At 45.5% G+C, this 14,746-nt stretch carries 11 protein-coding genes; 4 read left to right on the top strand and 7 right to left on the bottom strand.

Annotation, left to right across the window (positions count from 1 at the left end; genetic code table 11):
* Positions 1-123 precede the first annotated feature (123 nt).
* The gene (locus tag ACL934_RS09910; RefSeq protein ID WP_413613484.1) at positions 124-4,392 is read left to right on the top strand and encodes a tail fiber domain-containing protein; all 4,269 of its coding nucleotides are present in this window, start codon (positions 124-126) and stop codon (positions 4,390-4,392) included.
* A gap of 9 nt (positions 4,393-4,401) precedes the next feature.
* Here ACL934_RS09910 and ACL934_RS09905 read toward each other — a convergent pair whose 3' ends face one another.
* The 7 genes from ACL934_RS09905 to ACL934_RS09875 are packed head-to-tail and all read right to left on the bottom strand — an operon-like array spanning position 4,402 to position 10,616.
* A complete protein-coding gene (locus tag ACL934_RS09905; protein WP_374080393.1) occupies positions 4,402-4,890 on the bottom strand; it encodes a hypothetical protein in 489 nt (162 codons plus the stop codon).
* A gap of 46 nt (positions 4,891-4,936) precedes the next feature.
* A complete protein-coding gene (locus tag ACL934_RS09900) occupies positions 4,937-5,860 on the bottom strand; it encodes an HTTM domain-containing protein (protein WP_413613483.1) in 924 nt (307 codons plus the stop codon).
* A complete protein-coding gene (locus tag ACL934_RS09895) occupies positions 5,857-6,417 on the bottom strand; it encodes a hypothetical protein (protein ID WP_413613482.1) in 561 nt (186 codons plus the stop codon). Before ACL934_RS09895 ends, ACL934_RS09900 begins: the two co-directional genes overlap by 4 nt.
* Positions 6,392-7,885 (bottom strand): SMC-Scp complex subunit ScpB, encoded by a 1,494-nt coding sequence (gene scpB / locus ACL934_RS09890; protein WP_413613481.1) that lies wholly within the window; start codon positions 7,883-7,885, stop codon positions 6,392-6,394. The genes ACL934_RS09895 and scpB overlap by 26 nt, the downstream gene beginning before the upstream one ends.
* An 8-nt stretch (positions 7,886-7,893) precedes the next feature.
* Positions 7,894-8,895, bottom strand: coding sequence for a segregation and condensation protein A (locus ACL934_RS09885; RefSeq protein WP_413613480.1), 1,002 nt, complete (start codon positions 8,893-8,895; stop codon positions 7,894-7,896).
* A gap of 15 nt (positions 8,896-8,910) precedes the next feature.
* The gene (trpS, locus tag ACL934_RS09880; protein WP_374080388.1) at positions 8,911-9,957 is read right to left on the bottom strand and encodes a tryptophan--tRNA ligase; all 1,047 of its coding nucleotides are present in this window, start codon (positions 9,955-9,957) and stop codon (positions 8,911-8,913) included.
* Positions 9,954-10,616: a site-2 protease family protein gene (locus tag ACL934_RS09875; protein ID WP_413613479.1), complete on the bottom strand. Its 663-nt coding sequence runs from the start codon at positions 10,614-10,616 to the stop codon at positions 9,954-9,956. The genes trpS and ACL934_RS09875 overlap by 4 nt, the downstream gene beginning before the upstream one ends.
* A gap of 186 nt (positions 10,617-10,802) precedes the next feature.
* On the opposite strand from ACL934_RS09875, the gene ACL934_RS09870 reads away from it, so the two are divergent.
* The 3 genes from ACL934_RS09870 to ACL934_RS09860 all read left to right on the top strand — a co-directional run bounded on the left by ACL934_RS09870 (position 10,803) and on the right by ACL934_RS09860 (position 14,734).
* A complete protein-coding gene (locus ACL934_RS09870) occupies positions 10,803-11,969 on the top strand; it encodes an acyl-CoA dehydrogenase (RefSeq protein WP_374080384.1) in 1,167 nt (388 codons plus the stop codon).
* 87 nt (positions 11,970-12,056) lie between these two features.
* Positions 12,057-13,520 (top strand): peptide ABC transporter substrate-binding protein, encoded by a 1,464-nt coding sequence (locus ACL934_RS09865; RefSeq protein WP_413613478.1) that lies wholly within the window; start codon positions 12,057-12,059, stop codon positions 13,518-13,520.
* Positions 13,521-13,531: 11 nt separating this feature from the next.
* Positions 13,532-14,734 (top strand): EAL domain-containing protein, encoded by a 1,203-nt coding sequence (locus tag ACL934_RS09860; RefSeq protein WP_413613477.1) that lies wholly within the window; start codon positions 13,532-13,534, stop codon positions 14,732-14,734.
* Positions 14,735-14,746 lie beyond the last annotated feature (12 nt).

Raw genomic sequence — 14,746 nt, 5'->3', positions numbered from 1 at the left:
GTATTCCACACATCCTGCAATACTCGTGTCTCATTTTGAGATCCGGAAATTGGTGTTACACTGTTTATCGGGTTCTAGACTCTAACCTCTCATAATATCTGTTAAAAATCCGATAAGAAGAGCATGAGAAACGGCACGTACTGGTCCCTCATTCTAATTTTTCTTTTCACTCTTCAGGCAGCGGCTTCGCCTAATTCTTTGACCTATCAAGGACGCATCTTAAAGTCCGACGGCACTCCTCTTGAGTACAACAACGTCAGCTTTCTTTTTGAAGTCACCAACCCAAATGGTAACTGCATTTTGTATCGCGAGCAAAGAAACACCGTCAACATGATGAGTTCCGGCGGAGTGTTTGATGTGCCGATTGGTTCTGGAACTAAACTTTATCCGGCGGATCCTCTTTATACACTTTTGGATTCATTTAATAACTCGAAAGTGCAGAACTGTGACGGCGGGGCTACTTACACACCTGCTCAAGGCGACATTCGACTTTTAAAAGTGCAATTTCATGATGGGGTTGGATGGAAATCCATTTCTCCATCTAGTGAAGTTCGCTCTGTTCCCTATGCCGCGTTTTCTTTGGCCGCCGAAAAGCTCGGAACAAAAACGGAAAATGATTTCGTAGCTAAAACAATTATTCCCACTTGTAGCGCGGGGACTTTTCTTACCTGGGATGGCACTAACTTTAGTTGTAATGCTGTCAGTGGGGCCAGTGGCGGAACCGTGACGAATGTGACTTCCGCAAACTCCTATTTAACGGTTATCAATGGCACTTCAACTCCCCAACTCACAGTGAATGTGGGAACTTCGGCAAACACGGTGGCCGCTGGGAATGATGCTCGCTTTACTGACGCCCGCACACCTACTGGTGCTGCCGGTGGAGATCTGAGCGGAACTTATCCAAATCCTTCGGTCGTAAAAATCCAAGGCGTGGATTTGAACGTGACCTCCCCGTCTGCTGGACAATTTTTAAAATACTCAGGCGGACAGTGGATCAACTCCGCTATTGCGATTGCAGATGTCACCAATCTTTCAACGACATTAAGTGGATATCTCACGACAGCGGCCTTTAATACCGCTGTGGGAAGTGCCAATTGCGCCGTTCATGAAACACCTTATTGGAATTCAGTTGCTGGACAGTTTCTTTGCCAAGCTATCAATGTTTCCGTTGCGGGCGACGTCAGTGGGTCTATTGGCGCTGTCACAGTTAATAAAATCAAAGGTGTCGCTATCGACACCACCACCCCGACCACGGGACAAGTGCTTAAATACGACGGAACAAAGTGGTCCCCAAGCGCTGATAACGATGGTGGCGGTACAGTTACAAATGTCACGGGAACAGCGCCGCTCAGTGTGACTTCTGGCTCTACAACTCCGAATATTTCTATTTCACAAGCAACCACTTCGACGAATGGATATTTAAGCTCAGCGGATTGGAATACCTTTAATACCAAGGTGGGAAATGCTGGTGGCACTCCCTCTATGCAAACGGGTCTTGATGCAAGCAAACCGGCTTCACCTGGTGCTGGCGCAATTTATCTCGCAACAGATACAAAAATTATTTATCAATACAACAGTGGTGCTTGGGTGAATATGGCTTCCGCTACGGGCTCTGGTGGTACAATTACTGGGGTGACTGCAGGGACAGGGCTTACTGGTGGAGGCACTTCCGGTAACGTGACTGTAAGTCTTCCAAATAGCGGTGTTACTGCGGGTTCCTACACACGCGCGAATGTTACTGTTGATGCTCAAGGCCGCATTACGACAGCAAGCAATGGGGCTGCTATTAATCTTACTTCCGATGTCACAGGTGTCTTACCTATCGCCAATGGCGGTACGGGTGCAAACTCCGCGGTGACGGCCTTTAATGCTTTGTCCCCTATCTCCGCAAAAGGCGCATTGATATCAAACGACGGAACAAACGATGTGAGTTTGACTGTCGGTACAAATGGACAAGTTCTTTCTGCTGACTCTACTCAAGCTAGTGGCCTTCGATGGATTTCTCCTACAAATGGGACAGTCACAAATGTAACAGGAACCCTTCCTATCGTCGTGGCGACAGGTTCAACAACTCCAGCTATCTCGGTAAATGATGCGACCGCGGCAGCAAAAGGGGTTGTGCAAGTGGGTGCTGGTATCGCGGTTTCCTCTGGAACTATCAGTGCAGATCCTGCGAGCTTTCCCTCTGTGGTCCCTGTTTCTAAAGGTGGTACGGGTGTTTCGTCCATGACTGCGAATCGTCTGATCGCTTCTGATGGAACAGGTTCCGCTTACACAGCCTTTACTTGTGGCGTTGGACAAACAGTCACATTTAATGCGAGTGGTGTTCCAGGCTGTCAAACCTTCACAGCTGCCGGATTTTTTATTAACAATGGAAACTCTTTTGGTGGTGCTGCAACGTTAGGAACCAATGACACCAACACACTCTCTTTTAAGACGAACAATGCGATCGCAATGACTATTGATACTGCTGGAAAAGTAGGTATTGGTTCTACCGTACCTGTTGATTTATTAACGATCGCTCAAGCAGATGGTTCCGGTGGTCTTACGATTTTAAATAACTCCTCCACAGCCTCTCGCTCTCCTGGAATCATGATCAAAAACTACACGGGAACTTTTTCTGGTGGTGGAGATCTTATTTTTGAAAGTGCTCGTGGCAGCAGTGTTTCCGCTTCTGCGGTCGCCAGCAGCGACAACTTAGGACAAATTCTTTTCCAAGGTTTGCGAAGCGGATCTAGTTATTCTACAGGTGCGCAAATCATGGCGCAGGCTTCGGAAAACTGGACAGCCGGCACATCAGGAACAAATCTTATTTTTAGTACGATCAGTTCAGGCAGCACGAGTGTGACTGAACGCATGCGCTTAGATGGTGGCACGGGACGCTTTGGTATCGGCGCAAGTTCTCCGAATAACTTATTGCAAGTGGGGCCTAATGGTTCACAGGCAAATAAATATGGCGTCTATGTCGGTTCCTACTTAAGCACTGCTGGACAAGCACAATATGTCGGGAACTGGACAAGCTCTGGTTACTGGGGAATTGGTCCTGCGACCAATGCATCAGATAATGCCGTTCGCATTGGTTTGACTTCAGACCAACAGGGAACGTGGTCTCCAACTCAAAATATCAACCTACAAATTGGCGGCACTGTTTTAACAAGCATGGAAGGCAGTGATGCGGCTTATTGGGCTAAGGCCTACACGTCTGCAGCAACAAATTCCGGCGGAACATTTGTGGGATCGCGCACGCGAGGAACCATTGCCTCCCCGACTCATCCATTGGCCAATGATCTTTTAGCTCAGTTCATCGGAAAAAATGGAATTACGACGACAACAAACCCCGGAATGGTCATTTGGGCTTCTGAAAATCAATCCGCGTCTGCACTGGGTGATTATCTTACTTTCTACACGACCCCAAATGGAACCACGACATCTCTCCAGCGCATGCGTATCACTAACGACGGCAAAGTGGGAATTGGAACAGGCTCTCCTGGAAACCTCTTAACACTGGCAAATGCAACATCAGGAAGTCGTCTTCTTAATATCGTTCCTGTGGGCACAGCTGGCGACCAAAGAGCTTCGATGCTTTTTGGAGACTGGGAAGTTGGTCAAGACTCCATGGTGAATGGGACAAAAGATTTCTATCTATGGGACGGTGTCGCCAGTACGACGCGCTTCCATATTAATACGTCGGGTTGGCTGACTCTTAATAAGGGTGGCGCAAGCCCCGCCTTTGCACCTTTAGGTCTTTATAGCAGTACTGCTCCTTATATCGGTTTTGAAGAAGGCGACACCGCCCAGAAGTTTTTCATGGGTGTTGATGGATCGCATTTTTGGATTCGCCCAGGACCAACCACAGCCAGCAGTAGTGCCTTTGTGGTGAGTAACGGAGGACTCGTGATGGTGAACGCCTCAACAAATCCTAGCGGGTTGAATCTCTGGGTCAACGGAACGGCTGGAGGCACGAGCGCTTATCAAAATCTTTCAGATAAACGCCTTAAAGATCATATTCAAGTAATTCCACAGGCGCTTGATAAAGTCTTAAAGCTTCGTGGTGTGACATTTGACTGGCGTCACGATGTGCGTCCGGAATTAAGTCTGCCGAAAAACAAAGACATGGGTGTGATTGCCCAGGAAGTGGAAGCCCAGTTCCCTGAAGCCGTGCAAACGGATGATCAAGGATTTAAATCTGTGGCCTACACGAAGTTGATCGGTCCTTTGATAGAATCAACAAAAGAACTTGCAGGACTTTGTAAACTCAACGATTCACAAATCGCGAAACTTCAGTTGTTGGTTGAAAAACAAGGACGCGAGATCGCATCTTTAAAGAAAGAAAACGCAGAGCTTCGCGAAGCCATCTGCGAAGTGAATCCTAAAGCAAAAATTTGTAAATAGAAAATCAGACTATTTCGTCAGAGTGATGTTACTGGCGCCCTGAGCATCGTTGGTCACAAGGTTGTTATCTTTATCCCAGGCTTGCATAAAGAAACGCAGAGAATGAACTCCGGCCGCTAAAGATCCCGAATTTAAACTCACGTTAAAGCGACCATTCTTGCAAGTCGCCGAGTTTGTATTATTCGCCGTTGCCGGATTGAGATCGACAACAAAATCATTAAGCTGAACTCCGGACTTTAAGACGATGATTTTATGCGTGGGATATGTGGAGGTATAACACTCACCAGATACTTCGACCTTGTCCAACCCTGCAGCTTGAACAGAAGGACTGAAAGTTTTGAGATAAAGTTCTTCAGACTTAGGCGTGGAATCAACAGCATGGGCAGAGGGATCATCTTTTTGATCAGTCAAAAGGGAGTTCCCGTTGATCGGCTGACACGCCGAAAGCAACACAAGAAGACTTGAGACACCCACAAGTTTAAACGCTGAAGATTTCATAGATCCCCCACCTCTTTAGGATAAATGAGGGATCGACAGAGCTAAATCAGTTTTTGAGAAGAGTCTCGTTTTGAGACGAAAATCGAGTTGAGATGCGGGAGACCACTTGTTCCAAAACGAGAGGGTTTAAGAAGAGGAAATACGTCGAGACCATGGTGGTCGCAAACGGCCCTAACCCCATAAACACACCAATCCCCGCATGGAAGAAGAAACCCGCTAAAAGCCAAAGATTGCGCGTCTTAGGCCATGCCACCATCGCTGGGAAATAAACCTCAAAGATAATGGTTGTGTAAGCCAGAACCGGGATGCTCCAAGGAACACTTCTTAAGAAAGAAAAATCCATAGTGGTCATTTGCGGATTGGCCATCACACTCCACAAAGCGGTTCCATCCCACCAACTGCCACCCTTCAATTTTTCCCAACCCGTATAAGCATAGATCACGCAGATCTGGACCTGCATCATACGAATCATCACAGAACTTAAAGTATCAGAAAACTGAAAGGCTGTTTTCTTGCGAATCAGATTTAAAACACTCAGACGCTCGCAAGACTGAGTGAATGACATGTAAAACAAGAACAAGGTGGCGATAATATCCGCACCAAAATTCACGGAGTAATTGCGCTGAATAAAGCCCATATTGATGACCCAAGCCATCCACATCAGCCAACGCCCACCGATTCCCAAGGTCAAAAGAACCAAAAGTAAAACCAGCAAGATATGCATCACAAGATTTAAAGAATCAGGCCAGATACACCATAAAAAAAGCGGACGATAAAGTTCCGGCAACGCTTCCAACGCCATCGAACGAGGAATCCAACTATTCTCCCCGTAATAACTCATATTCATCAGGCGAACGACATACATGTACACCATCGTTCCGCAAAGAAGAACGCGCATGAAAGCCAGACCTAAGAGATCCTGCGGAGCAAACCAGAAACGATCCCACATCAACCAGAGTTTTTTAATCATAACTCCACCTCGTCATTGGCCTCACCCGCGCAGGAGTAAAACTCTCGAACAAATTGAAGTTCTTGCGAAAGATCTTTCACAGTTTCATCTTTTAAGGTCACGACCTGATCCAAAGGTGGAACTGTTTCAATCACATGTTCCATTTCAATAGAAGTCGATTCCGGATACTGCTTGCACAGCCATGGCCCCATCAAAATACGCAAGCGCTTGGGTTCAATCACCATAAAGCGCATCGCATAGAGGTCACGCTTACGAGAGGGCGCAGAAACGCCTTTGTTCTTTTCTTCAGGGAAATAACCTTCAACAGACTCTTTAGTCTCATTGCCGTCGGCATCCAGATAGCGAACCGTGTAGCGAATGTACATTGTGTGAGCCGGGTCTGGAGAGAAGAAATTCCAGCTGGCATTCAACCCTACGGTGTTAGCGTAGGGAGTGATAAATCGAGAAGTGACCCGCCCAAAGTAAGCTCCTACATTGGGCATCACCAACATGGTAAATATATTGTAAACTATCCAAAGGCTCAGCAGAGCCTTAAACAGAGGCACTGCCTTCTTCATCAATGTCATCAGCCTCACCTAGGAATGGCAACTCTTCGTCTTCAGAAGACTCTTCATCGCTGTCTGCGAAAAGTTGATCATCGGAAGCGCCTTCAACGTCTTCATCGTTGTCAAAGGCTTCTACAGCTTCGGTCATTTCTTCAGAAGTTTCTTCGTCACCTTCTTCAGATTCAGAGGCTTCCATGGATTCCATCGCTTCCATAGATTCTTCTGTCATTTCCATTTCTTCTGCTGAGCCGTCAGTTGCTGCCGGTTTTTTCATAAATGACGCTTTTTTCTCTGCCGCGATTGCAACCAATGTCGTTCCTGCAGCCAAAGCTTCGTCATATTTCTTCAACCAGTTCGCATCACGAGTCGACACAGGCTCGCCAAATGCCAAAGCATCACGGATTGTTTGTGCACGCTCTTGATCGCGTTTTTCAGCCTGACGACGTTTTTCTTCTTCGAAGAAATTTGTCGTTGTCGCGATATCTTCAAGTTGTTCTTGAATCTTCATAAGCTCTTCTTCTCCTTGAGAATAAGAACCTACGAAAGTCTCGGACATAGAGTCTGTGATTGTCGCCAAAGTCGGTTTTTCTTCCGCTTGTTGTTCGTCGATACCTTCAGGAAGAAGCTCATCGATTTGTGACAACGTTGGAAGTTCTTTAAGAGTTCTCAAACCGAAGATTTCCAAGAACTTCTTCGTCGTTCCGTATTGCATCGGACGACCTGGAAGTTCTGATTTACCTTCGAAAGAAACCAGATTTTTTTCCATCAAAGCGCGCAACAAGTGGCCGGATTCAACGCCACGGATTTCATCAACCTCTGCTTTAACAGTGGGTTGTTTGTAGGCAACGATGGAAAGAACTTCAAGTGCTGGACCAGAAAGTTTGAACTGACGAGTTTTAAGCGTGCGCTTTAGGAAATCCATATTGTCAATTTTAGTGCGCAGTTGGTAACCACCCGGAACTTCTTCCAAAGTCACACCACGACGGCCGCCAGCGTATTCCACTGCCAATTGATCAAGGGCCCTGCGGATTTTATCACCTTTAATGTTTGTACCTTTAAAGAGAAGTTTCAAAGACGCCAAACTTACCGGGCGATCACTGGCAAAAAGAACGCTCTCAACAATACTTTCAAGACGCTCTTCTTCAACAAATTCGATTTCTTCAATTTCCGCTGAATCGAAATTATCCAATTCAGTGCCTTCAACAGAAACGTCGTCATCAGAAGACATTTCCATTTCTTCAGCTTCTTCTTCGCTTGCTTCAGGAAGGAAACCTTCAGACTCCTCTTCCTCTTGAAGAAAGACAGAGGCCTCAGATTCAATGCCATCTAGGTCAGAGGAAAGCTCTTCAGATGATTCTTCGGAAGCCTCAAACTCGACTTCTGTTTCAGTTTCCACTTCAACTTCAGCTTCTAGAACTTCCACTTCCGATTGAGTAACTTCTTCGTTAATCAGTTCGTTTTTTTTGCGTTTTCTAGCCATGATTTCCTCTAAACTTCCGTAACATCATCTTTAAATAATTCATTTTCCATTGCCAAGATCTCGTCATCGCTGGCGATCTCTTGACCTGCTTCTTCCAAAGAAGCTTCCAGTCCTTCAGAACCCTCGACAAAATCAAGGTCCATGGACATTTGCGGAGACTCTTCTGTTTCCGCTTCCGCGGCCAACAAATCTTCGTCAGCATCAATTTTCTTAGAGTCTTCCATCATCTTGGCAGCCACTTCGTCGGCTCTCATGGAATCGTATTCTTCCACGCGAGCTAAAACGTCTGTCTCTACAGGTTTTTTAGTGTCGACCCAGATGTCAGAATAAGCTTCTGTTTGGTAAAGGCTTACAAAGCCCATTTTTCCAAGTTCAAGCAAAGATAAGAAAGTGATCAAGGCTTGGCGCGCGCGATCTTCTGTTGCTGTCACCAGCTCCATCAAAGTCACTTTATTGCCCACGATCAAACGGTCCTTGATCTCAAGAACACGGCTAGAAATAGATTGTGCTTTTGCTGTCACTTGGTGAATTTTCTTTTTCACGGAGCGAAGCATTTTACGGTAAGTGGAAATCAAAGAGAAAAGAGCATTCTCTTCCAAAATGATTTCTTCTTCTTTTTGATCCAAAGATTCACGGGTTCCGCGCAACCACACATCACGACCCACCAAAGGACGGTCGTAAAGAAGTTTGGAAGCCTCTTGGTATTTTTGGTACTCAAGAAGTTTCTGAACAAGTTCCTTGCGCGGATCTTCTTGCTCAATCACTTCACCGTTTTCATCATATTGTGGAAGAAGCATGCGAGATTTGATTTGAATCAAAGTCGAAGCCATAGCGACGAACTCGCCGGCCACTTCAAGATCCAACTCTTTCATCAATTTGATGTAATCAAGGTACTGCTTGGTGATCTCATGGACTTTGATATCCATGATATCCATTTCCTCTTTACGGATAAGGTAAAGAAGAAGTCCTAGAGGTCCTTCAAATTTAGGCAATTGAACTGTAATACTCATGAAAGATGGTCCCCTCTACCATTTCATACTTGAGCGCACGATTTCCAAAGTCTTTTGGGCTTCCTTGCGCGCTTTGTCGCATCCAGCGTCGATGATTGAATCAAGGCGACCTGGATTATTCAACAACTCTTTTTTCTTTTCTCGTGGCTCTAACGATATCTTTTCAATATTCGCCGCCAAACGCCCTTTGCAGTCCCCACAACCAATTCCTGCAGAGCGACATCCAGCCTCCACCCACTGTAGATCTTCCGAAGAAGAGTACAATTTGTGATAGCCATAGACAGAACATTTCGTTGGCTCCCCGACATCCTCACGACGAACGCGAGCAGGATCGGTCACCATCATATTTACTTTTTTCTTCAAATCTTTTTCAGAATCCTCTGTGAGATAAAGAGTGTTGCCATAAGACTTGGACATTTTTCTGCCATCAAGTCCTGGAACCAAAGGAATTTCCGTCAGGAGATGGTTCATCTCCGGAAGTTTTGCTTTATAAAGATTATTAAAACGACGAACGATCTCACGAGAGATTTCCAAGTGAGAAATCTGATCCGCGCCTACCGGCACTTTGTGAGCACGATAAATAGCGATATCTGCTGCTTGCAAAACCGGATAAGCAAAGCGACCCAAGTTATGAGTGTCGTTAGCCTTCATTTCTTCCACAGCGTCTTTCCACGTATTCACACGCTCTAACCATCCCATCGGCGTTAGATTTGCGAAGATCATGAAAAGTTCAATATGCTCTGGAACGCGGCTTTGAATAAATAAAGTGACTTTCTCGGGATCCACTCCCCAAGCCAGGAATTCCGCGATCATCTCGCGAGTCCACGGAGCAATTTCTTTCGGAGATTTATAAGCCGTGGTCATCCCATGCCAATCCATCGCTCCAAAGAAACATTCATACTCGTCTTGCAACTTCACCCAGTTTTGCAAAGCACCCCAATAGTGACCGATATGCAAACGTCCTGTGACGCGCATGCCGGACATCACACGCGCACGTCGCGCAGGAGGCTGGAGCGTCGGAGACGCGGAAGCTGGACTTGTTCCATTGACTTCAGAACTCATATCCCAAAGCCTCCCAAAGCCAGAGTCACCAGGTTGTTATATCCCCAGATCACAGGAACCGCGAGAATGCGCAACGCTCCTGTTAAAACAAGAGCCATCAAAATCATGCTTGTGATGTGTTCGTTTTGTTCCAACTTGTAGTTCAATTGCGCTGGAAGAAAACGCGCCAATACTTTTCCGCCGTCCAAAGGATGAAGAGGAAGAATATTGAAAACAGCTAAGAACAGATTCGTGATGATGAAGGTCTTAAGAATTTCCACAAGACCACCGGCATAACTAAGGGCCATAAAATATTTCGCCACAACAGCGATAAGGATGGCTCCGACAATCGCCAGAAGAATGTTCGAAAGAGGACCCGCCAAAGCGATCCAGAACATATCCACACGAGGATTTTTTAAGTTGCGCGTATTCACAGGAACCGGCTTTGCCCAGCCAAAAAAGATCGGTGTCGCCAGTACGATGGAAATAATCGGAAGGATCAGCGTGCCGATCATATCCATGTGCGCAATCGGGTTCATCGTAAGACGACCCATCACCTCAGCGGTGTTGTCTCCGCGGCGGCGCGCCACCCAACCATGAGCGTACTCATGGAAACAGAGTGCAAAAAGAAACGGAATAAAATAAATACCAATCTTGGCGCCAATTTCGACGAAATCCATATCACCTCACGCTAAATCACACCTAGACTCTTGTCTAGCATGTCGAATCACTTGCTTATATAAAGTGCAAACAGTGTAACACAGCTTGTTAAGAGAAAAGCTCTCGTCTTTCCAAGACCTTGAATAAATTCTTTGAAGCATATATTTTCAGGCCCACTGTTTTAACTAAATCGAATGGGAGAGACCATGTCCGACGTAACTCATGCACGTCCAGCTTTGACGATGCTATCTGAAGACGAAGCCGCGTTCCGCGATGCTGTTCGTGCTTTTGCTGAATCTGAAATCAAACCTCATGTGACACACATGGACGAAAAAGCAGAGATGGACCCTGCTATCGTTAAAAAGCTTTTTGAAATGGGCTTGATGGGTATCGAAACTCCAGAGAAGTTCGGTGGCGCGGGTTCTACTTTCACAATGGCTTGCTTGGCTGTTGAAGAAATCGGCCGTGTTGACGGTTCTGTTTCTGTTCTTGTCGACGTTCAAAACACTTTGACGACAAATGCATTCCTTAAATGGGGAACTGAAGCTCAAAAAGAAAAATACTTGGGCAAAATGGCGACGGAGTGGGTTGGCGCTTACGCTCTTTCTGAATCTTCTTCTGGCTCTGACGCTTTCGCATTGAAACTTAAAGCAGAAGATAAAGGTGATAAATACGTTTTGAACGGTTCAAAATTGTGGATCACAAACGGTAAAGAAGCGAATGTGTTCATCGTATTCGCAAATATCGATATCGCTAAAGGCTACAAAGGCATCACAGCGTTTGTTGTTGAAAAATCATTCCCTGGTTTCAAAGTTGGTAAAAAAGAAGACAAATTGGGTATCCGCGCTTCTTCAACTTGCGAACTTCTATTTGAAAACTGCGAAGTACCTAAAGCCAACGTTCTAGGCGAAGTTGGAAAAGGTTATAAAATCGCTATCGAGACTTTGAATGAAGGCCGTATCGGTATCGGTGCACAAATGATCGGTATCGCTCAAGGTGCTTACGAAGCAGCTCTTGCTTACGTTAAAGGTCGCGAACAATTCGGAAAACCCATTGCTCACTTCCAAGGCGTGCAATTCCAATTAGCTGAAATGCGCACGGAACTAGAAGCAGCTCGCTTGATGGTTTACAATGCGGCTCGCTTGAAAGACGCTGGTCAAGACTTCATCGAAGCGGCAGCGATGGCAAAACTTTACGCTTCCAGAGCAGCTGAAAAGATCACTTCTAAAGCGATCGACCTTTTCGGCGGCAACGGATTCACTAAAGAATACCCTGTTGAAAAATTCTGGCGTGACGCGAAGATCGGTCAGATCTACGAAGGAACGACAAACATGCAATTGCAAACAATTGCAAAAATGGAACTAGATAAGTAGTTCTTAATAAAAGGCCTCTTCGGAGGCCTTTTTTATTTCCCAAAACTCCCCTTCTTTTTCACGTCAATTCTGGTTACAATCTTAGCCATGAAAATCATCTTGGTGTTTCTTCTTTTGTGGTCTTCAGGAACTTTTGCGGCAGAGAAAGTTTTTCGTCTGCATTTATCTAATGAACCGGGCGGACTTGATCCGAACCGACAAAGAACTTCGTCGTCCAGCTACATTCTTGGAAACCTTTACCGCAATATCTTTAGTTATGACGATCAAAAGGGCCTCGTTCCAGATTTAGGGACGTCCTGCAAACGCGATAAAAAGCAGAACCTCACGTGCACTCTGAAGAAAGACCTTGTCTGGAGTGACGGAACACCTCTGACTTCCGAGGATTTTCTTCGCACTTACAAAAAGATTCTGAATTCTAAAACAGCCGCTCCCCGCGCGGATTTACTCTTTAAGATTAAAAATGCTGAAGAGATTTATGCAGGCAAAAAAGGTCTTGAAACTTTAGGAGTCACCACTCCCGACAAACTCACTTTGAAGTTTGAGTTTCAAACATCCGATCCTGATTTTGAATACAATTTGGCTAATTTTCTTTTAGCTCCCACAAAAGAAGATCTTTCCTCTTACAACGGCCCTTACAAATTGAAAGAATGGAAAAAAGGGCAAAAGATCATTCTCGAAGCCAACACCCTCTACAAAGGCGGACACCCTGCTCGTCCGAATATTGAGTTTCTTTTTGTCGAAGAAGACACGGTGGCTCTGCAACTTTATGAAAAGAATGAACTGCAATTTTTAAGACGCCTTCCGACTCTTTTTATTCCCACTTATAAAACTCGCAAAGATTTCTATTGGTATCCGGTGATCCGCCTGGATTACTTGGGATTTGGACCTGAGCTTGCAGACCAAGAAGACGTGCGCAAAGCTTTCACTTACTCTTTGAACTACGTTGAATTGCAAAAGATTTTCTCTTCAGAGGGAAAACCGGGCTGCATTGGCCTTCCGGACTCTTGGTTTCCGGAAAAAGCTCCCTGTTACGACTACGATCTAAAAAAAGTTCCTGCGGTTAAATCCACAAAGACCTACACTTTGATGTTTTCAGCCTTGGGAGGCGAAGACCACAAGCGTGCGACCGAATGGCTGCAAAACCAGTGGAGTAAAAATGCGAGCTTAAAGACGCATCTTGAAGTGAAAGAAAACAAAGTTTTCCTGCAAATCCTGCAACAGAATCCTCCGGCCTTGTTCCGCAAAGGCGTTTCTCCGGATCGCCCGACATGCTTGGCTGCTTTAGAAACTTTTGCACCTTCGAGTCCCGAGAATTATCTGCGTATAAAATCGCCAGAATATCAGAAGATTTTGTCCTCATTAGCACAGGCAAAAAAACCTGCCGAACAGAAAAAATGGTGTCTTAGCGGCACCGAATATTTGATGAAAAATCATTTGATGATTCCATTGGGGGCTATTCACTTCTCAATTCTGGTAAAACCGGAATTTATCGGTTGGAAATTGAATCAAATGAATCAGCTGGACTTGTCGGACCTGCACCTTAAGCCCTAGAATGGGAGTCTATGAATTCAGCAGCTCAGTCCGTCGATATTCACAAAGACCAAATTATTTTTAGCGAAGGCGATGCCGGTGATTGTGCCTATATCATCGAAAAAGGCCGAGTGCTTATTTATATCACCAAAGACAAAGAGGAAATTCCTCTCACGATTTTGGGTGAAGGTGAAATCTTTGGCGAGATGGCTCTGATCGACAATCAAAACCGTTCTGCTTCCGTGCGTGCCTTGGAAGATGTGCGCTTGGCGATCGTCACAAAACAACAAGTCCTCGAACGCGTTTCCACAGCCGATAAAGTCGTGCAGCTTTTGATGCGCGTTTTGCTTAAAAGACTTCGCCGTAAAAATATCAACACTCCCGGAGGCGCAAAAGTCGCCGATGTTGAATTTGACAACTCCGGTGCTGGTGACGACGGAACACAAAGCGCTTTAGATCAAATCAAATTGGAAAATCAAATCTTCCAAGCTTTTCAAAACAAAGAATTTGAACTTTTCTATCAGCCCATCGTGAATCTTAAAAACAAACAGATCACGGGCTGTGAGGCCTTGCTTCGCTGGAACAGTCCTTTGCACGGACTGGTTTCTCCGAATCTTTTTATCGACGTGATTGAAAACTCCTCTATGGTGATTCCGATCGGTCACTGGATTATCAATCAGGCTTTGAAAGACCTGCGCACCATTCAAGATCAACTGCGCTTGAATAAAAAAGACAAAATGGCCGATGACTTCATGATGAGTATCAATATCTCCGGCCGCCAGTTCACACACTCCGATTTCGTGAACAACCTTGAAGATCTTCGCGAAAAGCACGATCTGCAAACGAAGAACATCAAACTTGAGATGACTGAAAGAATCATGATGGATGGAGCCATTGCTTTGGAGGCTCTAAATCAGTGCCGCAACCAAGGTTATGCGATCTCTATTGATGATTTCGGTACGGGCTTCTCAAGCTTGCAGTACCTTACACAAATGCCGATCAGCTTTCTGAAGATTGACCGCTGCTTTGTTATGAAAGTCCTTACGGATCCAAAATCCAAAGCCGTTGTCAGCTCGATCATTCACTTGGCGCACGCCATGGGGATTGAGATCATTGCTGAAGGAATCGAGAACAATGAAGAGTCCTTGGTGCTTGAAACCTTGGGTGCTCGCTATGGCCAAGGGTACTTATTCTCTAAACCTGTGGACATGGGCCGCTTCTTAAAACTGATTTAATTGCTTAATACA

The organism is Bdellovibrio sp. HCB-110, assembly GCF_047323225.1.
Classification (GTDB): domain Bacteria; phylum Bdellovibrionota; class Bdellovibrionia; order Bdellovibrionales; family Bdellovibrionaceae; genus Bdellovibrio.
Note: the sequence above shows the minus strand (reverse complement) of the source record. Positions and strands in the feature narration are given on the sequence as shown.

What these genes read in the sequence shown, in the direction of transcription:
- ACL934_RS09870 (WP_374080384.1), top strand. Translation starts at nt 10,803, where the DNA reads ATGTCCGACGTAACTCATGCACGTCCAGCTTTGACGATGCTATCTGAA.
- ACL934_RS09875 (WP_413613479.1), bottom strand. Translation starts at nt 10,616, where the DNA reads ATGGATTTCGTCGAAATTGGCGCCAAGATTGGTATTTATTTTATTCCG.
- ACL934_RS09905 (WP_374080393.1), bottom strand. Translation starts at nt 4,890, where the DNA reads ATGAAATCTTCAGCGTTTAAACTTGTGGGTGTCTCAAGTCTTCTTGTG.
- ACL934_RS09865 (WP_413613478.1), top strand. Translation starts at nt 12,057, where the DNA reads ATGAAAATCATCTTGGTGTTTCTTCTTTTGTGGTCTTCAGGAACTTTT.
- ACL934_RS09885 (WP_413613480.1), bottom strand. Translation starts at nt 8,895, where the DNA reads ATGAGTATTACAGTTCAATTGCCTAAATTTGAAGGACCTCTAGGACTT.
- scpB (WP_413613481.1), bottom strand. Translation starts at nt 7,885, where the DNA reads ATGGCTAGAAAACGCAAAAAAAACGAACTGATTAACGAAGAAGTTACT.
- ACL934_RS09900 (WP_413613483.1), bottom strand. Translation starts at nt 5,860, where the DNA reads ATGATTAAAAAACTCTGGTTGATGTGGGATCGTTTCTGGTTTGCTCCG.
- ACL934_RS09895 (WP_413613482.1), bottom strand. Translation starts at nt 6,417, where the DNA reads ATGAAGAAGGCAGTGCCTCTGTTTAAGGCTCTGCTGAGCCTTTGGATA.
- trpS (WP_374080388.1), bottom strand. Translation starts at nt 9,957, where the DNA reads ATGAGTTCTGAAGTCAATGGAACAAGTCCAGCTTCCGCGTCTCCGACG.
- ACL934_RS09860 (WP_413613477.1), top strand. Translation starts at nt 13,532, where the DNA reads ATGAATTCAGCAGCTCAGTCCGTCGATATTCACAAAGACCAAATTATT.
- ACL934_RS09910 (WP_413613484.1), top strand. Translation starts at nt 124, where the DNA reads ATGAGAAACGGCACGTACTGGTCCCTCATTCTAATTTTTCTTTTCACT.